Origin of the sequence: Bradyrhizobium sp. 142, from assembly GCF_023074015.1 — a bacterium.
Lineage (GTDB): Bacteria > Pseudomonadota > Alphaproteobacteria > Rhizobiales > Xanthobacteraceae > Bradyrhizobium.
Genome location: NZ_JADPKQ010000136.1, coordinates 47,623 through 69,424 on the forward strand (window position 1 = coordinate 47,623; position 21,802 = coordinate 69,424).

At 63.5% G+C, this 21,802-nt stretch carries 24 protein-coding genes; 13 read left to right on the forward strand and 11 right to left on the reverse strand.

The window, feature by feature from the left end:
* Window positions 1-59 precede the first annotated feature (59 nt).
* Window positions 60-422, reverse strand: a complete 363-nt coding sequence (locus tag IVA82_RS13825) for a hypothetical protein (RefSeq protein WP_247380455.1) — start codon at window positions 420-422, stop codon at window positions 60-62.
* 11 nt (window positions 423-433) lie between these two features.
* Between IVA82_RS13825 and IVA82_RS13830 the strand changes: the two genes are divergently transcribed.
* Window positions 434-901 (forward strand): hypothetical protein, encoded by a 468-nt coding sequence (locus tag IVA82_RS13830; protein WP_247380457.1) that lies wholly within the window; start codon window positions 434-436, stop codon window positions 899-901.
* Here the strand turns inward: IVA82_RS13830 and IVA82_RS13835 are convergent.
* The gene (locus IVA82_RS13835; RefSeq protein ID WP_247380459.1) at window positions 870-1,226 is read right to left on the reverse strand and encodes a hypothetical protein; all 357 of its coding nucleotides are present in this window, start codon (window positions 1,224-1,226) and stop codon (window positions 870-872) included. The genes IVA82_RS13830 and IVA82_RS13835 overlap by 32 nt on opposite strands.
* A gap of 201 nt (window positions 1,227-1,427) precedes the next feature.
* Between IVA82_RS13835 and IVA82_RS13840 the strand changes: the two genes are divergently transcribed.
* Entirely contained in the window at window positions 1,428-2,510 is a 1,083-nt protein-coding gene (locus tag IVA82_RS13840) for a preprotein translocase subunit SecD (RefSeq protein ID WP_247380461.1), read from the forward strand.
* Window positions 2,511-2,758: 248 nt separating this feature from the next.
* Entirely contained in the window at window positions 2,759-3,565 is an 807-nt protein-coding gene (locus IVA82_RS13845; protein ID WP_247380463.1) for a cyclic nucleotide-binding domain-containing protein, read from the forward strand.
* A 27-nt stretch (window positions 3,566-3,592) separates the two neighbouring features.
* Here the strand turns inward: IVA82_RS13845 and IVA82_RS13850 are convergent, their stop codons facing one another.
* Window positions 3,593-4,234 carry a glutathione S-transferase gene (locus IVA82_RS13850; RefSeq protein ID WP_247380525.1) on the reverse strand — a complete coding sequence of 214 codons (642 nt, stop codon included), beginning with the start codon at window positions 4,232-4,234 and terminating at the stop codon, window positions 3,593-3,595.
* A gap of 301 nt (window positions 4,235-4,535) precedes the next feature.
* Here IVA82_RS13850 and murI point away from each other — a divergent pair, with 301 nt between their 5' ends.
* The 6 genes from murI (at window position 4,536) to IVA82_RS13880 (ending at window position 9,406) form a co-directional block, all read left to right on the forward strand.
* The gene (gene murI, locus IVA82_RS13855; RefSeq protein WP_247380465.1) at window positions 4,536-5,333 is read left to right on the forward strand and encodes a glutamate racemase; all 798 of its coding nucleotides are present in this window, start codon (window positions 4,536-4,538) and stop codon (window positions 5,331-5,333) included.
* Between the two features lie 62 nt (window positions 5,334-5,395).
* Window positions 5,396-6,169, forward strand: a complete 774-nt coding sequence (locus IVA82_RS13860) for an aldolase/citrate lyase family protein (RefSeq protein ID WP_247380467.1) — start codon at window positions 5,396-5,398, stop codon at window positions 6,167-6,169.
* Between the two features lie 256 nt (window positions 6,170-6,425).
* Complete coding sequence (locus IVA82_RS13865) at window positions 6,426-7,193, forward strand: acyltransferase (protein WP_247380470.1); 768 nt, start codon at window positions 6,426-6,428, stop codon at window positions 7,191-7,193.
* A gap of 204 nt (window positions 7,194-7,397) precedes the next feature.
* On the forward strand, window positions 7,398-8,015 hold the full coding sequence (gene rpsD / locus IVA82_RS13870; RefSeq protein ID WP_247380472.1) for a 30S ribosomal protein S4: 618 nt from the start codon (window positions 7,398-7,400) through the stop codon (window positions 8,013-8,015).
* Window positions 8,016-8,083: 68 nt separating this feature from the next.
* Window positions 8,084-8,308, forward strand: a complete 225-nt coding sequence (locus IVA82_RS13875) for a hypothetical protein (RefSeq protein WP_247380474.1) — start codon at window positions 8,084-8,086, stop codon at window positions 8,306-8,308.
* A 30-nt stretch (window positions 8,309-8,338) separates the two neighbouring features.
* Window positions 8,339-9,406, forward strand: a complete 1,068-nt coding sequence (locus IVA82_RS13880; protein WP_247380476.1) for a threonine aldolase family protein — start codon at window positions 8,339-8,341, stop codon at window positions 9,404-9,406.
* Window positions 9,407-9,519: 113 nt separating this feature from the next.
* On the opposite strand, the gene IVA82_RS13885 is transcribed toward IVA82_RS13880, so the two are convergent.
* The 4 genes from IVA82_RS13885 to grxD are packed head-to-tail and all read right to left on the reverse strand — an operon-like array spanning window position 9,520 to window position 13,004.
* Entirely contained in the window at window positions 9,520-10,782 is a 1,263-nt protein-coding gene (locus IVA82_RS13885; protein WP_247380477.1) for a serine hydrolase domain-containing protein, read from the reverse strand.
* Window position 10,783: 1 nt separating this feature from the next.
* A complete protein-coding gene (locus tag IVA82_RS13890) occupies window positions 10,784-12,070 on the reverse strand; it encodes a serine hydrolase domain-containing protein (RefSeq protein ID WP_247380479.1) in 1,287 nt (428 codons plus the stop codon).
* 43 nt (window positions 12,071-12,113) lie between these two features.
* Entirely contained in the window at window positions 12,114-12,668 is a 555-nt protein-coding gene (locus IVA82_RS13895; protein ID WP_247380481.1) for an O-acetyl-ADP-ribose deacetylase, read from the reverse strand.
* Between the two features lie 3 nt (window positions 12,669-12,671).
* Window positions 12,672-13,004: a Grx4 family monothiol glutaredoxin gene (gene grxD, locus IVA82_RS13900; protein ID WP_187436151.1), complete on the reverse strand. Its 333-nt coding sequence runs from the start codon at window positions 13,002-13,004 to the stop codon at window positions 12,672-12,674.
* A 240-nt stretch (window positions 13,005-13,244) separates the two neighbouring features.
* Between grxD and egtB the strand changes: the two genes are divergently transcribed.
* On the forward strand, window positions 13,245-14,543 hold the full coding sequence (gene egtB / locus IVA82_RS13905; protein WP_247380527.1) for an ergothioneine biosynthesis protein EgtB: 1,299 nt from the start codon (window positions 13,245-13,247) through the stop codon (window positions 14,541-14,543).
* 50 nt (window positions 14,544-14,593) lie between these two features.
* Entirely contained in the window at window positions 14,594-15,565 is a 972-nt protein-coding gene (egtD, locus tag IVA82_RS13910; protein ID WP_247380482.1) for an L-histidine N(alpha)-methyltransferase, read from the forward strand.
* Window positions 15,566-15,617: 52 nt separating this feature from the next.
* On the opposite strand, the gene IVA82_RS13915 is transcribed toward egtD, so the two are convergent.
* Together IVA82_RS13915 and IVA82_RS13920 are read right to left on the reverse strand one after the other, a co-directional pair.
* Window positions 15,618-16,811 carry a low temperature requirement protein A gene (locus tag IVA82_RS13915; RefSeq protein WP_247380484.1) on the reverse strand — a complete coding sequence of 398 codons (1,194 nt, stop codon included), beginning with the start codon at window positions 16,809-16,811 and terminating at the stop codon, window positions 15,618-15,620.
* A gap of 60 nt (window positions 16,812-16,871) precedes the next feature.
* Entirely contained in the window at window positions 16,872-17,126 is a 255-nt protein-coding gene (locus tag IVA82_RS13920) for a BolA family transcriptional regulator (RefSeq protein ID WP_035707582.1), read from the reverse strand.
* Between the two features lie 212 nt (window positions 17,127-17,338).
* Here IVA82_RS13920 and IVA82_RS13925 point away from each other — a divergent pair, with 212 nt between their 5' ends.
* Window positions 17,339-17,698, forward strand: a complete 360-nt coding sequence (locus IVA82_RS13925) for a DUF427 domain-containing protein (RefSeq protein ID WP_148742379.1) — start codon at window positions 17,339-17,341, stop codon at window positions 17,696-17,698.
* Between the two features lie 226 nt (window positions 17,699-17,924).
* On the opposite strand, the gene IVA82_RS13930 is transcribed toward IVA82_RS13925, so the two are convergent.
* Entirely contained in the window at window positions 17,925-18,098 is a 174-nt protein-coding gene (locus IVA82_RS13930; protein ID WP_247380486.1) for a DUF1328 domain-containing protein, read from the reverse strand.
* A 181-nt stretch (window positions 18,099-18,279) separates the two neighbouring features.
* On the opposite strand from IVA82_RS13930, the gene IVA82_RS13935 reads away from it, so the two are divergent.
* Complete coding sequence (locus IVA82_RS13935) at window positions 18,280-19,467, forward strand: acyltransferase (protein ID WP_247380488.1); 1,188 nt, start codon at window positions 18,280-18,282, stop codon at window positions 19,465-19,467.
* A gap of 120 nt (window positions 19,468-19,587) precedes the next feature.
* Here IVA82_RS13935 and purL read toward each other — a convergent pair whose 3' ends face one another.
* Complete coding sequence (gene purL, locus IVA82_RS13940) at window positions 19,588-21,798, reverse strand: phosphoribosylformylglycinamidine synthase subunit PurL (RefSeq protein ID WP_247380528.1); 2,211 nt, start codon at window positions 21,796-21,798, stop codon at window positions 19,588-19,590.
* Window positions 21,799-21,802 lie beyond the last annotated feature (4 nt).

Sequence of the window (21,802 nt, forward strand, 5' to 3'; positions counted from 1 at the left end):
GCGTTCGTCCATTGCCGGATGCAATCGGCCACTTGCGTTAAGACGCCGTCGAGATGGGCCTATGGACGGTCCGGCGTCCAACCAACCGCGTTGAAGTCGGCCGGCGCGGGCATCACCTCGGGCTCCGCAGTCGCCTTGCGCAGGATTGCATCGGCAAGGTTTAGATCCGCGATCTCGATCGGCACGCCCTCCTTGTTGACGGCGAGCACTCCTGTCGATTCGGGCGCCACGGACATCACGTAGCGGTCTGCGGCTTCGATCTGGCGAAGCAACTCATCGCGAATGAAGGCTGCCGACCATTCAGAAGGCAAGCCTCGCACGGCGGCAAACTCCTCAGCCGGGATCGACAATGCATGGCGGCGGATTTCGTCGATGGTTCGGCGCGGCGAGAAATTAGGCGGCTCGCCGGCCGCCGCAAGCACAAGCGGTCCCAGTGGACAATAGTCACAACCGATGGCGACGAGTCGGCAATATCGCGCGCCTTCGAGCGGCCGGCGGCAGCAAGAACCTTGTTGACGGCAAGGTCCGCCTGATGGAGCCGCGCTCCCCATTGCTCGTCCCTCACGAGCGGAAAGAAGCGAAGCCTCGTCTCCGCGAACCATTGGATGATTGTCGATTCAGCTTCGCGCGAGACAGTTGCATCGACGCAGCCGTAGATGACGAAGTCCCTATGCGTCTTGAAGCCGGCGGCGTCGAGAACGGCGAGGTCGAACTTCGCGGTCTCGGTCACCTCTTCGTCGGTATCGTGAAAGATGTCGATGTCGTCGGATCGTCTCTGCCAATCCTTGTTGAGCATCAAGCCGCCGGCGAGATAGCTACTCTCCGAGCGGTTTTTCGCCAGGAGTCGAAGGATGTCGCTCTGCAACTTGCTAAGAGCCATCTCGATCCTCGTGCTCGTTGACGCGATCCAACATCTTTCTGCCCATCGCAAAGGCCCGGGCGTCGCCGCGATCGATCATGGCGCGAGCGGCAACCGCGGCACGTGAGCGGAGATCGGGCAGACGATCGAGATCGACATTGTCGAGAATGCGCGGTCCGTAGAGGCGGAGCGCATTGTCGAGGAGTGACTGGAGCTCCTTAGCGCGGCGATGTTCCGCCCGCATGCGCGAGGCAATCGCCAAAACCTCGCTCCGGGCGTCCGGCGGAATGAGGACCTCGACCCGCACCAGATCTGCAGCACCGCCCTCACTTCGGTATTTGCGCACACGCTTTTTTGCTGGGACCACGATAGCTGCTCCTTCAGCGAGCTTACCACGCGTATCCCGGTTACGCAAATTTGTATCCCGGTTACGCCAACAAGCCACTGAAATAACGCGTGTTTATGACGAAGCTTTCGAATGGAGTGAACCTCTTGGCGCGATGCAAGGACCAAGGACTGGTGGCAGGCCCGCCGAAAGTCGCCATGCCGCCACACACGCGAGGACACCATGACCAAGCCGCTGCGCCAGCGAGCCAGACCGCTCATTGTTGCGCTTTCGATCGCAGCGGCGATCGCCCTGCCCTGCGCCGCGGTCGCCGAGGAGACGCAGCTCGACAAGATGCGCGCGAGGGTCTCCGCTTTCATCGGCAACATGATGGAGAAGCTGGGCGGCTCGCGCATCGTCTACAAGGTCGACGCCGACGCCTTGCGCGAGTCTGTAGTCACCGAATTGCGCGACGACGCCTACAAGAACCTCCGTGAGAGCCGCATTGCGTTCTCCGGCCTTGCAATTCGCGAAGGAAGCGTCGAGGTAAAGATCGCGGATGCCAAGGGGCGGGAGCAACTCGTGCGCAAGCTCGCGTCAGCCGCGGAGAATTTGCCCGCGCATGCGCTCTCCGTGGCCGATGGCGGCGACGGCCTGACCAGACTCACGCCCACCGATGCTGCACTCGCCGCCAGCCTGCGCGATCTCGTTGAAGATACCATCGCCATGATCGAGCAGCGCCTCAAGGACATCGGCATCAAGCTCGCCAGCGTCCAACAGGACGGGCCGGACCGCATCCGCATCTTCCTGCCGGGCGTGATGGAGCCGGAACGCGTGACCGCGGTCTTTGCCAAGAAGGTCCGGGTCAGCTTCCGTCTGATCGACATTTCGATGCCAGCGGAACAAGCGCAGCAAAGCACGCCTCCCGCGGGGGCGGAAGTCCTGTTCGGCTTCAAGGACAAGCGCCCCTACCTGGTCGGCAAGGAAAGCGCGCTTGAGGGCGACGACATCAGCTACGCCGGCCCCGGCTATGCGAGCGGCACGCAGGATCCGATCGCCTCGTTCCGCTTCAACGGGCGCGGCACCCACCGCTTTGCCCACGTCACGGAAGAGAATATCGGAAAACCCTTTGCGATCGTGCTCGACGACAAGGTAATCTCGGCCCCCGTGATCCGCGAGCCCATCACTGGCGGCTCGGGACAGATCTCCGGCAATTTCACCCTGCAAGAGGCCAACAGCGTCGCCATGATGCTGCGCGCCGGCTCGCTGCCGGGGCATTTGGCCCTGATCGAGCAGCAGATCATCCAGCCCGCCGCCAAGCCGTAAAGCGGCCGGCCGGTCTCCGCCTCTCCGGCCACGCCGACGGCCCCGACAAAGCCCCCTTCGTGCCTTCCGGGTGTCGAAAACGCACGAAGCGGGTCCCGCGTGCGACAGGCGGCCAATTGCCGAATCCATCGTTCGGGATAGAATTGCCGGACCGCCGGAAATGCTGGTCAAACGCCCGTCATCCGATTTCGATTATCCCTCTTCGGGACAGCGACGAAGACCGGCGGTCTTACGCAGAGGACATTATGATGCCGTCCGGCAGCGCAGACATTTCGTCGATCCTCGACCGCATTCTCAATGCGGCGGCGGACAATCTCAGGATCGCGAAGATTTTCGTCCAGATGGGCCTCGATCCCGACAACATCACCTATGACGCGCTGTTCAATCGGATACTGGAGATCGTGGTCCACAACATCACGTTTGCCAATCTGTTCGCCGCGGTTGGCGCCGGCTTCTTCGTCGCCACCCTGCTGATGCGGACGATGGTGCCGCTGCGCGTCGCCAACATGATCGGCTGCGCGTTCTTCGCCCTTTTCGGCGCGCTCTCCGCGAATGTCTCGACGTTCCTGCTGTATCTCTTATTGCTTCCGATCAACGCCTTGCGCCTGCGGCAAATGCTCAAGCTCGTCAAGAAGGCGCGCCATGCCGCCGAAGGCGACATGTCGATCGAGTGGCTCAAGCCGTTCATGACCGAACGCAAATATCGCCGTGGCGACACGCTGTTCAAGATGCGCGATCCGGCGAATGAAATGTTCCTCACGGTTACCGGCAAGTTCCTCGTCAAGGAAATCAACATCGAGATTTTGCCGGGAACTCTCATGGGAGAACTCGGCTTCCTCACGCCGGATAACCGGCGAACCGGAACGGTCGAGTGCATCGAAGACGGTCAGGTCTTGACGATCACCTATGATCGGCTGCTCGAGATCTACTTCCAGGACCCGCAATTCGGCTATTACTTCCTGGTCCTCACCAGCCAGCGCCTGCTGCAAAACATCCAGCGTTTGCAGGACCAACTGACAGCTGAACGAGCCGCGACCACGAACAGGATCGCATGATCGGCGCGAGCGACCCGGCGTCGCCGCTCAGCTCAGCAGCAGCGCCATGCCAGGATCGCCCTTCTCCATCGCGCGCCGGTAGGCAGGACGGGCGCCGATGCGGCCGAGATATTTGACCACGTTCGGACATCGCACGAGATCGTAGGCCTGGAAGTAGCGCATCGTGGTGAGCGAGAAGCCCATCATGATGTCGGCGGTGGTGAAGCCGCTGCCGGCCAGATATTCGGCGGCGCCCACCCTGGCATCGACGAGATCGAAGGCCCGATCGACGCGCGCCTTGATCGCAAGCAGCATCGGATTGTTCTCGGCGAGCTTGAGCCGGTTCAGAAGCATCAGCCGGCCCATACCGGCTTGCAGCGTGCCGTTGGCGAAGTGAAACCAGTACAGGAACTGCGCGAAGTCGGAATCATCCGGGCGCTTCACGAGGCGGCCGTTGCCGTATTTGGCAATGATGTAGTCGACGATGGCGCCGGATTCGGCGAGCATGAGATCGCCGTCGGCAATGACCGGTGCCGCCCCGATCGGATGTAGCGCCTTGTACTCGGCCGGCGCCAGCATGGTCACGGGATCGCGCGTATAGCGCTTCAGCTCATAGGGAATGTCGAGCTCCTCGCAGAGCCAGACGATGCGCTCGGATTGCGATTTGCCGAGATGATGGACGGTGAGCATGGCGCCTCCTGCGACATTTGCCTGTCGGGCGAAACACCGCATGGTTTCTACGGCTTGGCAAAGGCCGTCAACTTTCGCCGTGCCCAGACGCAGCGCAGAGCGGCGCCCCTGCCCGCTTCTGCCGGCTTGAGGTCTCAGCAGCAGCGCCGGCGTCGGGTTGATGACCTCCCAGATCAGGCCGGTGGCGCTGAGCCGCACGATCACATAGCCGCTGACGGTATGGATCGACCGGTAAAAGGAAGATTCGCCGCAAAACCGCCCCAAAAACCGAATGGTAACCATGACGGGGTAGGGTAATCACGTGACCAATTCTCCGACGATCCTGGTGTTCGATTCCGGTCTTGGCGGGCTCACGGTGCTGCGTGAGGTCGTGGCCGCGCGCCCGGATGCGCACTACGTTTACGTGGCCGACGACGCCTTCTTTCCCTACGGCCACCACAGCGAGGACGAGATCATCGCCCGCGTGGTGCCGCTGATGGGCGAACTGATCGGCACACATGATCCTGACCTCGTCGTCATCGCCTGCAACACAGCCTCCACCCTGGTCCTATCGCACCTGCGTGGCGCCTATTCCGTGCCCTTCGTCGGCACGGTGCCAGCGATCAAGCCGGCCTGCGCCCAATCGAAGAGCCGCCGCGTCTCGGTGCTCGGCACCAAGGGCACGGTGAAGCGCGAGTACACCCGCGCGCTGATCCGCGACTTCGCCCAGGGTTGCGAGGTGACGCTGGTGGGCTCGCCCGAGCTCGCCTCGCTCGCAGAACGCGCGCTCGGCGGCGATACGATCAGCGACGGCGCCATTCTCGCCGAGCTCTCCCCCTGCTTCGTCGGCAATCCCGCCGACGCCGGCGCGCGCACGGATACGGTGGTGCTCGCCTGCACGCATTACCCGCTGCTGCTCGAGCGCTTGAAGCGGCTTGCGCCCTGGCCGGTCGACTGGATCGATCCGGCACCTGCGATCGCCCGCCGTGTCTCGGACCTGCTCGGCTCGCACATCGGCGGCATCGTGCAGTCCGGCGCCGAGATGATCTTCACCTCGAACCGCGTGCATGGTCTCGGCACAGCCCTGACGCCATTCTTCGGCGGCCGCGTGCCGGCCTGACTTTGCGCGCCGGCGGCGCGCTGCTAGGCTCTGCCATCGTCATCTGCTCGCAGGTTTCTCCCATGTCGGCTCCGACTACGCCGCTCAACCGTCTGCGCCAATTGTGGCGCGAGGGCCGCCCTGCCTTCGGCGCGATCGCGACCATCCCGAGCGTGCAGACCGTGCAGATCATGGCGCGCTCGCTCGACTGGATCATCGTCGATCTCGAGCATGGGCCGATCGGCCTGACCGAAGCGCACGCGATGATCGCGGCGACGACGGGCACGCCCTGCACGCCGCTAGTGCGGATCGCGACGAACGAGCCTTGGCTTGCTAAGGCCCCAATGGACATCGGCGCCTTCGGCATCAACTTTCCGATGATCACCAATCGCGCCGAGGCCGAGAAGGCGGTGCGCAGCGTGCGTTATCCGCCGCGGGGTGACCGCCTCTGGGGGCCTTTCCACGCGCCGTTCCGCTGGGGACAGTCGATGCCCGACTACATGGCCGGCGCCGACGACGAGATGATCTGCATGATCACCATCGAGCATGTCGATGCCGTCAACCGCATCGACGAGATCATGGCCACGCCCGGGATCGACGTCGCGGTGATCGGCGCCGGCGATCTCGCCACCTCCATCGACAAGCGCGGCCAGATGGACGATCCGGAGCTCCTGGAGCTGATCGCCCGCGCCGAAGCCGGCATCCTCAAGAGCGGCGTGCCGATAGGCGGCGTGGCGCGCACCGCCGAGCAGGCCAACGCCCTGGTCGACCACGGCTACCGCGCGATCGCGCTCGGCTTCGACTGGTCGCTCTTCCAGCGCGGCATCCTGGCGGCGTTCGAGGGGATCAAGCGCTAAGCAGTTGCGGCCAGCCTTGCCGGGAACCGCGGCGCTGCCAGGGTCGGCCGTTCCAGGGAGTTCATGACGCCAAGATCCATGGCGATAAGCCATTGAAAATCATCTATCTTTGACAAGACCCAGCCTTAGCGACGCCAGCGCCCTGATGATGCGGCGAACCGACTGGCCCCAAGCCGGTTGGTTCATGCTAGAGCAGGCGGCGAGCGGAGAAGCCCACTCGCTGCACATATTTTAATCCCGCAGGAACCGGAGAACGATGCGCGGTCAACCGAAGAACATTTCGCTGCCGCGCCGCCTGATCGTCGACCTCATGCGCGCTTCGATGGGCGTGCCTTTCGTCTCGCTGTCCCGCCCGCTCCATGTCCGCCCCCTGCTTGAGGCCCGCGCTGGCGCGGCCGCACCCGCGGGCTGGGCCGCGATGTTCGTCAAGGCTTTCGCCCTGGTTGCCAGGGATGAGCCGATCCTGCGCACGGTCTACGCTAAGTGGCCGTGGCCGATGCTCTACGAGCTTCCAAGGAGTGTGGCGTCGATAGCCATCGCCCGGATCGAGGACGGCGAGGAATGCGTGCTGCCGCAGCGAATCGCGGCCCCGGAGGCCCTGCCCCTGGCTGAGGTCGACGCCCTGATCCGGCACGCCAAGACGGCGCCGATCGAGGACGTCCCCATGTTTCGCAAGATCATGCGGGCGACCCGGCTGCCGCTGGCGCTCCGGCGCCTGTCCTGGGCGATCGGCCTGAATTTCGGCCGGCAGCGGGGCAATTGGTTCGGCAGCTTCTCGGTGACCTCGGTGGCCGCCTATGGCGGCGGCGAGCTCCAGGCTATCACGCCGGGCCCTTTCATCGTCAGCTACGGAGTGGTGGCGCCGGACCAGACCATCCATGTCGTGATCCGCTGGGACCATCGGGTCACCGATGCCGCCCCGATCGCCCGGGTCCTGACCCGGCTGGAACAGGTGCTGAACACTGAAATCGCTACCGAATTGCGCGCGGCCGGACCGAAGCCGATCCGGGCGGTCAGGACGTAATTCATTCCGGGCTATTCGCATTGACAGCACGCCCCAAACTCTCCTAAAAGCCGCCTGCTCGCGGGCCGATTTCGGCCCGCGAAGCGTTTCGCGACCCGTGGTCCTGTCCCTTCCAGCTTTGGGGATCGGACCTGTCGGTGCCGGGCGATAGCCCGTCACACAGGAGGGCGCGTTTCCTCAAACCATGAACCGACAGAGGACGCGATGACTAAGCGCAGTGAGGCGAAGTACAAGATCGATCGCCGTATGGGCCAGAACATCTGGGGCCGCCCGAAGAGCCCCGTCAATCGCCGCGAGTATGGCCCCGGCCAGCACGGCCAGCGCCGCAAGGGCAAGCTCTCCGATTTCGGCGTGCAGCTGCGCGCCAAGCAGAAGCTGAAGGGCTATTACGCCAACATCAGCGAGCGTCAGTTCCACGGCATCTATGTCGAGGCGAGCCGCCTCAAGGGCGACACCGGCGAGAACCTGATCGGGCTTCTGGAGCGTCGTCTCGACGCGGTCGTGTACCGTGCCAAGTTCGTCTCTACGATCTTCGCCGCACGCCAATTCATCAACCACGGCCACATCAAGGTGAACGGCCGCAAGGTCAACATCTCGAGCTACCAGCTCAAGATCGGCGACGTGATCGAGGTCAAGGAAGCCTCCAAGCAGCTCGCCCACGTGCTCGAAGCCAGCCAGCTCGCCGAGCGCGACACTCCCGACTATCTCGAAGTCGACCACGGCAAGATGACCGCGAAATACATCCGCATCCCCGGCCTCTCCGACGTGCCGTTCCCGGTGCAGATGGAGCCGCATCTGGTCGTCGAATTCTATTCGCGCTGATAATCGGCAGATCAACACTCAAAGGCCCCGGTTTCCGGGGCCTTTTTGTTGTGGTATGGCCAGTCTCAATGCCTCAGACGACTGACCAACTCGCCAACATTGAACCGTCGGCAACACCGACCGAGGCGGAGCGAAAGGTATGGGCCGTCCTGCCCCGTGACGAGCAGGTCCGCCGACATCAAGAACTGTTCGCGCTGCCCAACTGCAACAACTTCACTTCGGACACTCCGGACGACATCCTCGCCACCGCGCGGCAACGCGTTGCCCAGCGCGTCATGACTGAGGACCGGTGATCGTTGTTCGACTAGATGACGAGATCAGCCATGTTCTACACCCCTCCCCCGATCGATCCCAAGGCGCCGCCGGTGCGCATCAATTTGCTTTCGGACACGCAGACGAAGCCGACGCCCGCGATGCGCGAGGCGATGGCGCGCGCCGAGGTCGGCGACGAGCAGGTCGGAGACGATCCGACGGTGAATGCGCTGTGCGCGCGCGTTGCGGATCTGCTCGGCAAGGAGGCCGCCGTGTACATGCCGTCCGGCACGATGTGCAACGTCACGGCTACGCTGGTGCATTGCCGTCCCGGCGACGAGATCCTCGCCCATGAGAGCGCGCACATCATCGCGCGCGAGGGCGGCGCGCATGCCGCGATCGGCGGCTTCCAGGTCACGCAATTGAAGGGACCCGACGGCCAGTTCACGCCGGAAACCCTGCGCAAGGCGCTGCACCCGCGCACCCGCTACCAGCCGCCGCAGACGGTCGTCAGCGTCGAGCAGACCGCCAATATCGGTGGCGGCACGATCTGGAAGAAAGCCGCGCTGGACGAGATCGTCGCGATCGCGAAGCAACACGGCCTCGTCACCCACATGGACGGCGCGCGCCTGCTCAACGCCACGGTGGCAACCGGCATCTCTCCGCGCGACATGACCACGGGCTGGGATTCGGCGTGGATCGACTTCTCGAAGGGTCTGGGCGCACCGATCGGCGGCGTGCTCGCGGGATCGCGCGCGTTCATCGATGCGGTCTGGCAATGGAAGCAGCGCCTCGGCGGCTCGATGCGGCAGGCCGGAATCTGCGCGGCCGCCTGTATCTACGCGCTCGACCACCACGTCGACCGTCTCGCCGACGACCACGCCAACGCGCGCGCCCTGGCGCGCGGGCTGTCGCAGATCGCGGGCGTGGAGGTGCAGGAGCCCGAGACCAATCTCGTGTTCTTCAAGCCCGACGGCGCCGGCATTCCCGGCGACAAGATGGTCGCCGCGCTCCGCCAGCGCGGCGTGACGCTCGCGATGATGGACGGCCGCATCCGCGCCTGCACGCATCTCGATGTCAATGCGAGCCAGATCGAGGAGACGATCGGCCACATCAGAGAGATCATGCGCGGGGCCTGAATCCCGTAGCCCGGATTACGCTGCAGCACAATCCGGGATTCTCGCCGAGCGGATGGATTCCCGGATTTCGCTTTCGCTCCATCCGGGCTACGAAAGCGGCGTAACCGTCGAGCTCAGCGCCCCATCGCCTGATAGATCAGCGTCTTCAGCGCCAGTTGAATCCGGCCGCGCTGCATCGGGGTCTGCACCATGAAGATCCCGAACAGATCGTCCTCGGGATCGATGAAGAAGAAGGTGCCACCGACGCCGTCCCAACGATACTCGCCGAGCGGCCATGAGGTGCCCGGCGGCACCGAGGTGCGCACGGCGAAGCCAAGGCCGAAACCGGACGTCCCGCCCGGATAATAGTTCCGATCGCGCGCGATCTTGGTCTCGGGCCCGATATGATCCGAGGCCATCAGCGCAATGGTCTCGGACTTGAGATAGCGCCGGCCTTCATAAGTGCCGCCATTGAGCAGCATCTGCGCGAAGCGGGCGTAATCGCCGATCGTGCCGACCAGGCCGCCGCCGCCCGATTCCCATTTCAGCGGCCGCCTCGGATCGCGGAGCTGTGTCGTCGGATTGATGTTGCGGTCCTCCGGCATCGGCTCGGCAATGCGGGGAAATTTGGCGGGATCAGCAACGTAGAATGCGGTCTCGGTCATGCCGAGCGGATCGAGCAGCCGTTCCTTTTCGAACTGGAGCAGCGTCTTTCCGGAGACCACCTCGATGACGCGGCCGAGCACGTCGGTGGAAAAGCCGTAGTCCCACACCGTGGCCGGCTGTTCGGCCAGCGGCAGCGTGGCGATCTTGGCGGCAAAATCGGCGTTGGTCAGATCGCTGTTGAAGAGGTTGGCATCAGCATAAAGCTCGCGGACCATTCCGCCACCGTAATAGCCGTAAGGCAGTCCAGAGGTGTGCCGCAGCAGGTCCTTGATTGTTACCGGACGATCGAGCGGCTCCAGCGCCAGCGCGACCTTGCCGTCCTCGGCCTTCTTTTCGACGCCGACCTTCATTCCGGCAAAAGCAGGAATGAATTTCGAGACGGGATCATCGAGCGCGAGCTTGCCCTCCTCGACCAGCATCATCGCCATCACGGAGGTGATCGGCTTCGACATCGAATAGAGCCGGAAGATTGTGTCCGCGCTCATTGAAATCTCGGTCGCGACATCGCGGACCCCGAAATTCTGGTAGTAGATCGGCTTGCCGTGCTGTTGAAGCAGCAGGATGGCACCGGGAATCTTGCCGGTCGCGATCTCGTTCCTGATGTAGTCGGAGACTTTTGCCAGTCCCTCGGGCGAGAAATTGTGGGCGACACGCCCCTCGGAGCCTGCCTGTGCACCGATTGTACCGAACAGGAGAACCAGCGCCGCTATCAGCGCGCGGCGCCCGCGCATGTCAATTCTCCATGGCGTCATAGACCAACTGTTTCAATGTCCGCTGCACCCGCTGGCGCTCGGTCGGGGTCTGCTCCAACAGGACGAAGAACATGTCCTGCTTGGGGTCGATCACGAAATAGCAGCCGGAGGCGCCGTCCCATTTCAATTCGCCGAGATCGCCGGGCGGCGGCGGCTTGGCATTGCCGGGATCGGTGCGAACCGCAAGGCCGAGGCCAAAGCCGAAACCGTCGCCGGGGAAATAGAAATAGTCGCGATCGACGCCGGAGTTCGAGTCGACCTGGTCGGTCACCATCAGCTTGAAGGTCGCGGGCTTAAGGATGGTCTTGCCGTCGAGGCTGCCGCCGTTGAGCAGCATCTGCGCAAAGCGCTCATAATCGGCCATGGTCGTAACCATGCCGCCGCTCGCGAACTGGATCTTCTTGGCGACGGTTGGATCGTTGATGCGACCGACCCGGAAATCACTGTCGTTCGGCACCGGCTGGGCCAGCAGCTTCTGCTTCTCGGGATCGGTGACGAAGAAGCCGGTGTCGACCATGCCGAGCGGGCCAAGCAGCTTCTCCCGCTCGATCTCCAGCAGCGGCTTGCCGGCCGCGACCTCCATGACGCGCGCCAGGATGTCGGTGGAATGCCCGTATTGCCACAGCGCGCCCGGCTGGTTGTGCAGCGGCAGTTTTGCGATTCGCTCGGCAAACTCGGCGAGGTCGAAATCGCCGGCATAGATGTTGGCGTCGCGATAGGCCTTGCGGACCAGGCTGTCGCCATAGAAGCCATAGGTGACGCCCGAGGTGTGCGTCATCAAGTCGTGCACCGTCATCGGCCGGCTCGGTGGCACGAGCTCGAGCGACCTGGTACCGTCCTCGGCCTTCTTCTCGACGCCGACCTTCACATTGGCGAAGGAGGGAATGTATTTCGAGATGGGATCGTCGAGGTTGATCTTGCCGTCCTCGATCAACTGCACTGCAACGACGGAAGTGATCGCCTTGCTCATCGAGAACAGGCGGAAGATCGTCTTGTCCGTAATCGGCGCCTTGCTGACCACGTCCTGCACGCCGAAGGCTTCGCGATAGACCGGCTTGCCGTGCTGCTTGATCAGCACGGTTGCACCGGCAATCTTGCCTGCCGCGACCTCGTTCTTGAAGAACTCGCTGACCTTGGCGAGCTTATCCTGGTTGAAATGCGCGCCTGCCGGGACCTCGTAAGTCCCTTCCGCGTTCGCGAACGACGTCGCGCCAAACGACACCAGCGCGCCACAGACGAGCGCACGCAGTCCAACATGTGAAATCATATCCCCTCCCCGGAACATGGTCCGGCGGAGTGTACTGACAGCGTCAATCGGCACAAGGGCCGCTGTGCCGCCTAAGCGCCTCGGCGTGGAGCTTGGCGCTCGGCTCCGAGAAGCAGCAGAACACCACGCGGGCAACGGACGGTGCCAGGGGCAGCATTTCGATTGTCGTGCGGACAGCGATCTCGGCGGCCCGCTCGACGGGAAAGCGATAGACGCCGGTCGAGATCGCGGGGAATGCCACAGAGGTCAGCTTATGCTCCCGGCACAGCTCCATCGCGCGGCGATAGCAGGAGGCGAGCAGATCGTCCTCGCCGTGCGCGCCGCCATTCCAGACCGGCCCGACAGTGTGGATCACATGCGCAGCCTTGAGCCGATAGCCTTTGGTGATCTTGGCGTCGCCGGTTTTGCAGCCATGCAGCGTGCGGCACTCGGCGACCAGTTCGGGCCCGGCCGCCCGATGGATGGCGCCGTCCACGCCGCCCCCGCCAAGGAGCGACGTGTTGGCCGCGTTGACGATGGCGTCAACGCCGAGCGTGGTGATGTCAGCAACGATGACCTCGAGCTGGGCGCCGTCGATCCGGCGCGTCAGCGTGGTCAAGCGTCAGGCCGCAGCGTTGACCGCAACGCCCTTCTCGGAGAAGAGCTGCTGCAATTCGCCGGCCTGGAACATCTCGCGGATGATGTCGCAGCCACCGACGAACTCGCCCTTTACGTAGAGCTGAGGAATCGTCGGCCAGTTCGAGAAGGTCTTGATGCCGTTGCGCAGTTCGGCCGATTCGAGGACGTTGAGGCCCTTATAGCCGACGCCGAGATGGTCGAGGATCTGGACGACCTGGCCGGAGAAGCCGCACTGCGGAAATTGCGGCGTGCCCTTCATGAACAGAACCACGTCGTTCGACTTAACTTCGTTGCCGATGAATTCCTCGATGCTCATATCCATGTCCTTCCGGGGCGGAGCCCTTAACGATCAACTCGGGCCGGCTCAGCCAATTTAACCCGATACCTGCCTATATATGTAGCCCAAACCGTTGTGCATCCAAAGTAAAATGGCGGCGACGGGGGTCGGACGGCCGATCCGAAACCCGGCCCGCGGCATGGGCTGATGACGCTAATATCATTACCGAGGAGGACTTTCATACCGTAACGGAGCCCCTATCTAGGACGAACCTTGGTTTTGGAACCGGGCAACGCCAACAACGTTCTCTTGTCCTGTCTGGAGAAAAACGTGACGAAACAAGCCTCCGCTACGGCCGCCCCCGCGCTTTCGTCAGAGGTGTCCGCTCCGGGCAGCCTCGCCCAGTCCTTGGAGGACGCGTTTCTCACCGTCCGCAACGAGACCGAACGCCGGGCTGCGCCGCTATCGCCCGAGGACCAGCAGATCCAGTCCATGCCGGATGCGAGCCCGACAAAATGGCACCGCGCCCACACGACCTGGTTCTGGGAGCAATTCGTGCTCGGGGAGCACTGTCCGGACTACCGACCCTTCCATCCCGATTTCGCGTTCCTGTTCAATTCCTATTACGTCAGCGCAGGCCCCCGTCACGCCCGGCATCGCCGCGGCGACATCACGCGGCCAAGCGCCGATCAGGTCGGCGCCTATCGCAGACATGTCGACGCGGCGGCCGTGAAATTCTTTCGCAAGGTCGGCGAGGACAAGCTTCAGGACATCGCGCCGCTGATCGAGGTCGGGCTCAACCACGAACAGCAACACCAGGAATTGATGTTCACCGACATCCTGCACGCCTTCGCCCAGAACCCGATCCCGCCGGCCTACGATCCGGACTGGCGTTTCCCGGCGATGACGCGGGCCGGCGGGGATTGGCTGACGCTGAACGAAGGCATCCATACCGTCGGCCATGTCGACGACAGCTTTCATTTCGACAATGAGAAGCCGGCACATCGTGCCCTGGTTGGCCCGGTCAGGATCTCGCGCAATCTCGTCACCAATGCCGAATGGCTCGCGTTCATACGCGACGGCGGCTATCGGACGGCAACTCTCTGGCTGATGGACGGTTTTGCTGCCGTGAACAGCGAAGGCTGGGAGGCCCCGGGTCATTGGCGCGAGATCGACGGCGGGTGGCACGTCATGACGCTCGCCGGCCTCAAGCCGGTCGATCCCGAGGCGCCCGTCTGCCATGTCAGCTATTACGAAGCCGACGCCTTCGCGCGCTGGGCCGGCAAGCATTTGCCGACCGAGATGGAATGGGAGGTCGCGGCACGCGCGGGCGCGCTGAACGACGCCTTCGGCATCGTCTGGCAATGGACGCGCTCCTCCTACTCACCCTATCCCGGTTACCGCGCCATCGAAGGCGCGCTCGGCGAGTACAATGGCAAGTTCATGATCAACCAGCTGGTGCTGCGCGGCTCCTCGCTGGCAACGCCTGACGGTCACAGCCGCGTCACCTATCGCAACTTCTTCTATCCGCATCATCGCTGGCAATTCACGGGATTGCGGCTCGCCGATTACGACTAATTCTCATCCGACGACAACCGCGCGCCGGACAGCGCGTTCAGGAGAGTATCATGAATGTGCATGGCAGCGCTTTGGCCGAAGCCCATCTTCCCGACAAGCAAACGACCGCATTCGCCCGCGAAGCCATCGAGGATTTGTCGCGGCAGCCGAAAAAGCTGTCGCCGAAATATTTCTACGACGCGACCGGATCGGAATTGTTCGAGGCGATTACGCGCCTGCCGGAATATTATCCGACGCGCACGGAGCTCGCGATCCTGAGGGAGCGCGGCAGCGAGATCACGAAGATCATTCCGGGGCACGCAGCGCTGGTCGAGTTCGGCGCCGGCGCCACGACAAAGGTTCGTCTGCTGCTCAACCACTGCAAGTTCGCAGCCTATGTGCCCGTGGACATCTCGGGCGATTTCCTGAAGGCCCAGGCGAACGGCCTGAAGCGGGACTTCCTCTCGCTCGGCATTCATCCGGTGGCAGCCGATTTCACCACGCCGTTCGAGTTGCCCAAGGCGGTCGCGTCGATGCCAAAGGTCGGCTTCTTCCCCGGCTCGACCATCGGCAATTTCGAGCCGCAGGAGGCCCAGGCCTTCCTGAAGAGCGCCCGCACGATTCTCGGCCGGGGCGCGCAGATGATCATCGGCGCCGACCTGGAGAAAGAGGAGCGCGTGCTGCACGACGCCTACAACGACGCCGCCGGTATCACCGCGCGCTTCAACCTCAATGTGCTGGTGCGCATCAACCGCGAGCTCGGCGGCAACTTCGACCTCTCCGCCTTCACCCATCGCGCGATCTATAACCGCGAGCGGCATCGAATAGAGATGCATCTGATCAGCAAGAAAAGCCAGACCGTGCGCATGCTCGGCACGAGCTTCTCATTCCGGGCGGGTGAGAGCATCCATACCGAGAATAGCTACAAATACAGCCTCGAGCGTTTTGCTGCGCTGGCGCAAGGAGCCGGCTGGCGCGTGCGCGAGACCTGGACGGATTCTGCGAAGATGTTTTCGGTGCACGCCCTGGAGGCTGCTGAGTAAGCGCTTCGGCGCATGTCGCTGAGCAAATTTCCGCCAGCCACGGGCCGGCGTTTCAATGTTCGGCGGCCTGCTCCGGCTTCGCCCCCAGCGACACCGACTCCCACACCGCGACCACGATCATGATCACCGTTGTCACGGCCGACAGCCATAGCGGCGAGAGATCGGCCGCAAACCAGCTCAGCGCCAGAAGCAGGATGATGCCGATGCCGTGCGAGAGCTGGAGGAAGCCGCGGATCGCGTGCTTGAACAGTATGGTGCCGGTCAGGAATACCAGCGGCCCGCCGACCGTGCTCACGATGGTGCGGATGTCGGAATGGCCGCCCGGATGCTTCAGCACCAGTTCGTCCGAGACCGCGGCCAGGATGATGCCGGCGACGATCGGCATGTGCAGATAGGTATAGGCGAGCCGCGCCAGGCGGCCGGATTCGGCGGTCTTCGAGATCCTCTCAGCGCCGGCCTCCGCGCCCTTGTGGAAGTAGATCCACCACATCGCGATGCTGCCGACCAGCGCCGAGACGAAGGCGAGAATGTTGTCCGCGGTCCAGTCCAGTTCGGCGAAGGTCGCGCCATTGACGACGACGGCCTCGCCGAGCGCGATGATGACGAACAGGGAGCAGCGCTCCGCCATGTGGCCGCCTTCGACGGCCCAGGCCTCGATCGACGAAAACCCCAGCTTCGGGACCCAGAAGCGTGCCGCCGGTGAGACGTACTCCCAGGTGACCGCCGCGATCCACAGCCATAGCCGCGTCTCGCCCTCGAGAAAACCGCCTGCGATCCACAGCACGGCAGAGATCGAGAGCCACGTCAGGATGCGAATGGCGTTATGGCGGACCTGTCGCCGATGGCGCGGGGTTGCGAATAGCCAGAACGCCGTACGTCCAACCTGCATGGTCGCGTAGGCAATCGCAAACCACAGGCCGCGCCCCTCGAACGCGGTCGGGATCGTGGTCGACAGCACGAGGCCGCCCAGCATCATCAGGAAGAGCAGGATGCGGACCGGCGTCAGCTCGGGATTGAGCCAGTTGGTGACCCACGCGGTGTAGACCCACACCCACCACACGGCCAGAAACAGCACCGTGACGTGTACCGCGCCGAGCGGCGTAAAGTGGTGTAGCAGCGTATGTGAGACTTGCGTGATGGCGAAGACGAAGACGAGGTCGAAGAACAGCTCGGCGTTGGTGACGCGGCTGTGCTGGTTCGGCACGATGACGCGAAACATCGCACCGCGAGGATTATCCGCAGCCATCGTCGTCCCCCGCTCTCGCGATCAGGTCAGGTGCTCGTCAGATCAAGTACTCGCCAAATCTTAAGTACCTGGCACCCCGGGTCCGCCAGGAACCCCGGTTTGCAGTGCCAGCGCGTGCAGCACGCCGCCCATCTGGCCGCGCAGCGACTGGTAGACGATCTGGTGCTGCTGGACGCGCGATTTGCCGCGGAACGATTCCGAGATCACGGTCGCGGCATAGTGGTCGCCATCGCCGGCGAGGTCACGGATGGTCACCTCGGCATCGGGGATCGCTGCCTTGATCATCGCCTCGATATCGTGGGCGTCCATTGGCATTCGGGTCTTGCTCCTAATCTCGGCTGCAAATTAGCCTCGGCGTCGAATCGCTGCCGGGGTCCGGATCTGCAAAGCCAAACTTGCCGGCAGGGCCAAACTTAGCGTGAACAGCCTTCTACGTCACGCCTTGAGGCACTATATCGGTGATCCGACCAGGATAAAGGCACGACAAAGTGCCGCGCACGGCAGATTGATCGAAAAGGCGTGAAGTCATGAAACTTCCAGGGCCTGACCACCCCATCACCATTACCCCGACCGCCCGGCGTATCCGCGTCACGGCGGGCGACATCGTGATCGCCGAGACCACCAAGGCGCTGACGCTAAAGGAGGCCAAATATCCGGCGGTGCAATATGTGCCGCGGGAAGACGCCAACATGGCGCTGCTCGAGCGCACCGACCGCGTCACGCATTGCCCCTACAAGGGGGATGCGAGCTATTACAGTATCAAGGCCGACGGCAAGACGCTCGACAACGCGATCTGGACCTATGAGACGCCCTTCCCCGCAATGGCGGAGATTTCCGGGCATCTCGCCTTCTATCCGGACAAGGTGAAGATCGAGGAGGTTGGATAAACTCTCCTGTCCTGGCCGGGCCATAGACGTCCAAAGGACGGTGTCGCTTACGATCGCCTATGTCCCGGCCATCCACGCTCTTGGTGCTTCGGATACGGAAGATCGTGGATGCCCCGGACCCGGCTCCGCTCGGCCAAGGCCTCGCCGGGCATTCAGTGTTGGGCCGGCGAAGCTTCAGCGAAGACGGCAAGCCCGGGCCCGACGACCGCGCGCGGGAGCCGTAGGGCTACGCCCTGAATATCGTTAGCCCCAATATCAGCAACACCAGGAAGATCACCACAAAGGCGTAGAACAGGAAGCGGGCGATATCGGCCGACGCAGCCGAGATGCCTGTGAAGCCGAGCACACCGGCCACGATCGAGATCAGCAGGAAGATCAATGCCCATTTCAGGATTGTCATCGCCAGCTCCGACACATTGGCCGCCGTCGTTGGCGCACCCGTTTCGTCAACGCCAACGACGCAGCGCGGAACTGGTTCCTGATGGTCCGCCCACCGGCGATGTGGCACAAGCCCGTCTTGCTGAATCGGGTTCCCAGCGGCAGAGTCCGGCCGGGATGGAAGCGCGACCGGGGCGGCCAAGATGACGATTTCACATTCAGCGACGATCGGCACAGACGTGCACGCCGCGCCGAAGAGCAAGGCGCGCAATCTGTCGCTCGACCGCGCCCGCACCTTCCTGACGCTGGTGGTGCTGCTGCATCACGCCGTCATTCCCTACACCTATTTCGGTCACACCGACCCAACCTCCTGGGTCGGCTTCGACATGATCGTGCTGGCGACCGACAGCTTCTTCATGGCGATGTTCTTCTTCCTGTCGGGGCTGTTCGCGTGGTCGGGAATCGCTCGCAAGGGGCCGGCGAGCTATCTGGCAGACCGCGTCCGTCGGCTCGGCATACCGTTCGTGATCTGCGCATTCACGGTCATTCCGCTCGCGTATTACGCCATCTCGCTGCGGCTCAACCCCGAGATCGGATTTTCGCAGTTCTGGTGGACTACGATCACGAAAGGCCCGTGGCCAAGCGGGCCGATCTGGTTCCTCTGGGTCTTGTTCGCCTTCGACCTGATCGCATGCCTCCTGTACCGGCTGTCGCCCGATCTGCTCGACCCTATCAACCGCCTCTCGCTGCGCGGGCGGCGCCGACCCGCGGAATTCTTCGCGGTCATGATGGCTGTCAGCGCCGCGTTCTATGTACCCGGGCTGATGTATTTCGGACCAAGCAACTGGTTCGAGTTCGGGCCGTTTTCGGTCCAGCATGGGCGCGTGATGCTCTATGCGACCTACTTCTTTTTCGGCGCCGGCATCGGCGTTGCGAATATCGATCGCGGACTGCTCTCGGCTGACGGCAGGATGGCGAAGGTGAGCTGGGACTGGATGGTCTTGGCGATCGTTCCGTATTGCCTGCTGTGGGTGCTGATCTTCATCAAGCGAGAAATACTGGGGAATCCGTCGCCACTGCCGAACTGGTATGAAGGAGTTTACGCCGTCTGCGTCACCATCTTCAGCGTGGCCATCATGTTTCTGATCCTGGCCTTGTTCCAGCGGTTCAGGCAGTCAGGCTCAGCAAGGCTACTCGATCCGATGCAGGCGGCTGCCTACGGCATGTTCCTGCTGCATTATCCGATCACGCTGTGGCTGCAATACTGGCTGTTCGACTACAATTGGCCTGCAATCGCGAAGGCTTCCGCCGTGTTCGTGCTGACGGTGATTCTGAGCTGGGGCCTGACGGCGGCGTTGCGAAAGATTCCTGGGGCGTCGCACGTGTTGTGAGGCACGGTCTCTCCTCGTCATTGCGAGGAGCTCTTGCGGCGAAGCAATCCAGAGTGTCTCCGCGGTGAGAGTCTGGATTGCTTCGCTGCGCTCGCAATGACGGAGAATGCGGAAACGGCCCTACGCCACCTTCCCGCTCATATACTCCGGCAGCCAGCGCTCGAACGAGGCACGCAACGTGTCGATCGCGACCGGCGCTTCGCCCGCGATCGCGATCACGTCGCCACCGGTGGTGCCGATCCGCACGCAAGGCACCTCGCAGCCGCGCATCTTGGCGAGCACACGGCCGGCTTCCACTTCCGGCACGGTGACGAGATAGCGCGCCTGGTCCTCGCCGAACCAATAGGCGTGCGGCACGAGTGCAGCGGGCGCTGCGAGCAGCTTCGCGCCGATGCCGCTTGCCATCGCCATCTCGGCAAGCGCGACCAGAAGGCCGCCGTCGGAGAGGTCGTGCGCGGCGGTCGCGGTGCCGGCGTGGATCATGCCGCGCACACAGTCGCCGTTGCGCTTCTCGGCGGCGAGATCGACCGGCGGCGGCGCGCCCTCCTCGCGACCGCAGATGTCGCGCAAATAGACGGACTGGCCGAGCCAGCCGTGGGTTTCGCCGATCAGCAGGATCGCTTCGCCGTCGGCCTTGAAGGCCAGCGAAGCCGATTTGGTGAAATCGTCGAGTAGGCCGACGCCGCCGATCGAGGGCGTCGGCAGGATCGCGCGGCCGTTGGTCTCGTTGTAGAGCGAGACGTTGCCGGACACGACCGGGAAGTCGAGCGTGCGGCAGGCCTCCGAAATGCCCTTCAGGCAGCCGACGAACTGGCCCATGATCTCGGGCCGCTCCGGATTGCCGAAGTTGAGATTGTCGGTGATCGCGAGCGGCTTGCCGCCGACCGCGGTGATGTTCCGCCAGGCTTCCGCCACCGCCTGCTTGCCACCCTCGAAGGGATCCGCCTCGCAATAGCGCGGCGTGACGTCGACGGTCAGCGCCAGGCCCTTCGGCCCGTCCTGCACGCGCACGACGGCGGCATCGCCGCCGGGCCGTTGCATGGTATTGCCGAGGATGACGTGGTCGTACTGCTCCCAGACCCAGCGCTTGCTGCACATATCCGGCGTGCCGATCAGCTTCTCCAGCGCGGCACCGACGCCCATCGGCGCCGACACCTCGCGGGCGTGCACGATCGGCAGTGCGGTGGCGGCGACATGCGGGCGGTCATAAAGCGGTGCTTCGTCGCCGAGCTCCTTGATCGGCAGGTCGGCCATGACGTCACCGCCATGCTTGACCACGAAGCGCTTGCTCGGCGTGGTGTAGCCGACGACGGCGAAATCGAGCCCCCACTTCCTGAAGATCGCCTCGGCTTCCTTCTCCTTCTCAGGCTTGAGCACCATGAGCATGCGCTCCTGGCTCTCGGAGAGCATCATCTCGTAGGCGCTCATGCCGGTCTCGCGGGTCGGCACCGCGTCGAGATCGAGATCGACGCCGAGGTCGCCCTTGGCGCCCATCTCCACCGCCGAGCAGGTCAGGCCCGCCGCACCCATGTCCTGGATCGCGATGACGCAGCCCTTGTCCATGATCTCGAGGCAAGCCTCGAGCAGCAGCTTCTCGGCGAAGGGATCGCCGACCTGTACGGTGGGACGCTTCTCCTCGGACTTGTCGTCAAATTCGGCCGAAGCCATCGAGGCGCCATGGATGCCGTCGCGTCCCGTCTTGGAGCCGAGATAGACGATCGGCATGTTCACGCCGGAGGCGGCCGCATAGAAAATCTTGTCGGCATCGGCGAGGCCGACGGCCATCGCATTGACGAGGATGTTGCCGTCATAGCGGGTGTGGAAGCGCACCTGGCCACCGACCGTCGGCACGCCGAAGGAATTGCCGTAGCCGCCAACGCCGGCCACGACGCCGGAGACCAGATGCCGGGTCCTGGCATGCTCGGGCGCGCCAAAGCTCAGCGCGTTGAGGCAGGCGATGGGCCGTGCGCCCATCGTGAAGACGTCGCGCAGAATGCCGCCGACGCCGGTGGTCGCGCCCTGGTAGGGCTCGATATAGCTCGGGTGGTTGTGGCTCTCCATCTTGAAGACCACGGCCTGGCCATCGCCAATATCGATCACGCCGGCGTTCTCGCCGGGGCCCTGGATCACCCAGGGGGCCTTGGTCGGCAATCCGCGCAAATGGATGCGCGAGGATTTGTACGAGCAGTGCTCGTTCCACATCGCCGAGAAGATGCCGAGCTCGGTGAAGGTCGGCTCCCGCCCGATCAGCTTCAGGATGCGCTCATACTCGTCGGGCTTGAGCCCGTGGACGGCAACCAGTTCGGGGGTGATCTTGGGTTCGTTCTTCATGGAT

What these genes read in the sequence shown, in the direction of transcription:
- IVA82_RS13840 (WP_247380461.1), top strand. Translation starts at nt 1,428, where the DNA reads ATGACCAAGCCGCTGCGCCAGCGAGCCAGACCGCTCATTGTTGCGCTT.
- IVA82_RS13845 (WP_247380463.1), top strand. Translation starts at nt 2,759, where the DNA reads ATGCCGTCCGGCAGCGCAGACATTTCGTCGATCCTCGACCGCATTCTC.
- IVA82_RS13850 (WP_247380525.1), bottom strand. Translation starts at nt 4,234, where the DNA reads ATGCTCACCGTCCATCATCTCGGCAAATCGCAATCCGAGCGCATCGTC.
- IVA82_RS13860 (WP_247380467.1), top strand. Translation starts at nt 5,396, where the DNA reads ATGTCGGCTCCGACTACGCCGCTCAACCGTCTGCGCCAATTGTGGCGC.
- IVA82_RS13865 (WP_247380470.1), top strand. Translation starts at nt 6,426, where the DNA reads ATGCGCGGTCAACCGAAGAACATTTCGCTGCCGCGCCGCCTGATCGTC.
- rpsD (WP_247380472.1), top strand. Translation starts at nt 7,398, where the DNA reads ATGACTAAGCGCAGTGAGGCGAAGTACAAGATCGATCGCCGTATGGGC.
- IVA82_RS13875 (WP_247380474.1), top strand. Translation starts at nt 8,084, where the DNA reads ATGCCTCAGACGACTGACCAACTCGCCAACATTGAACCGTCGGCAACA.
- IVA82_RS13880 (WP_247380476.1), top strand. Translation starts at nt 8,339, where the DNA reads ATGTTCTACACCCCTCCCCCGATCGATCCCAAGGCGCCGCCGGTGCGC.
- IVA82_RS13885 (WP_247380477.1), bottom strand. Translation starts at nt 10,782, where the DNA reads ATGCGCGGGCGCCGCGCGCTGATAGCGGCGCTGGTTCTCCTGTTCGGT.
- IVA82_RS13890 (WP_247380479.1), bottom strand. Translation starts at nt 12,070, where the DNA reads ATGATTTCACATGTTGGACTGCGTGCGCTCGTCTGTGGCGCGCTGGTG.
- grxD (WP_187436151.1), bottom strand. Translation starts at nt 13,004, where the DNA reads ATGAGCATCGAGGAATTCATCGGCAACGAAGTTAAGTCGAACGACGTG.
- egtD (WP_247380482.1), top strand. Translation starts at nt 14,594, where the DNA reads ATGAATGTGCATGGCAGCGCTTTGGCCGAAGCCCATCTTCCCGACAAG.
- IVA82_RS13915 (WP_247380484.1), bottom strand. Translation starts at nt 16,811, where the DNA reads ATGGCTGCGGATAATCCTCGCGGTGCGATGTTTCGCGTCATCGTGCCG.
- IVA82_RS13920 (WP_035707582.1), bottom strand. Translation starts at nt 17,126, where the DNA reads ATGCCAATGGACGCCCACGATATCGAGGCGATGATCAAGGCAGCGATC.
- IVA82_RS13925 (WP_148742379.1), top strand. Translation starts at nt 17,339, where the DNA reads ATGAAACTTCCAGGGCCTGACCACCCCATCACCATTACCCCGACCGCC.
- IVA82_RS13930 (WP_247380486.1), bottom strand. Translation starts at nt 18,098, where the DNA reads ATGACAATCCTGAAATGGGCATTGATCTTCCTGCTGATCTCGATCGTG.
- IVA82_RS13935 (WP_247380488.1), top strand. Translation starts at nt 18,280, where the DNA reads ATGACGATTTCACATTCAGCGACGATCGGCACAGACGTGCACGCCGCG.
- purL (WP_247380528.1), bottom strand. Translation starts at nt 21,798, where the DNA reads ATGAAGAACGAACCCAAGATCACCCCCGAACTGGTTGCCGTCCACGGG.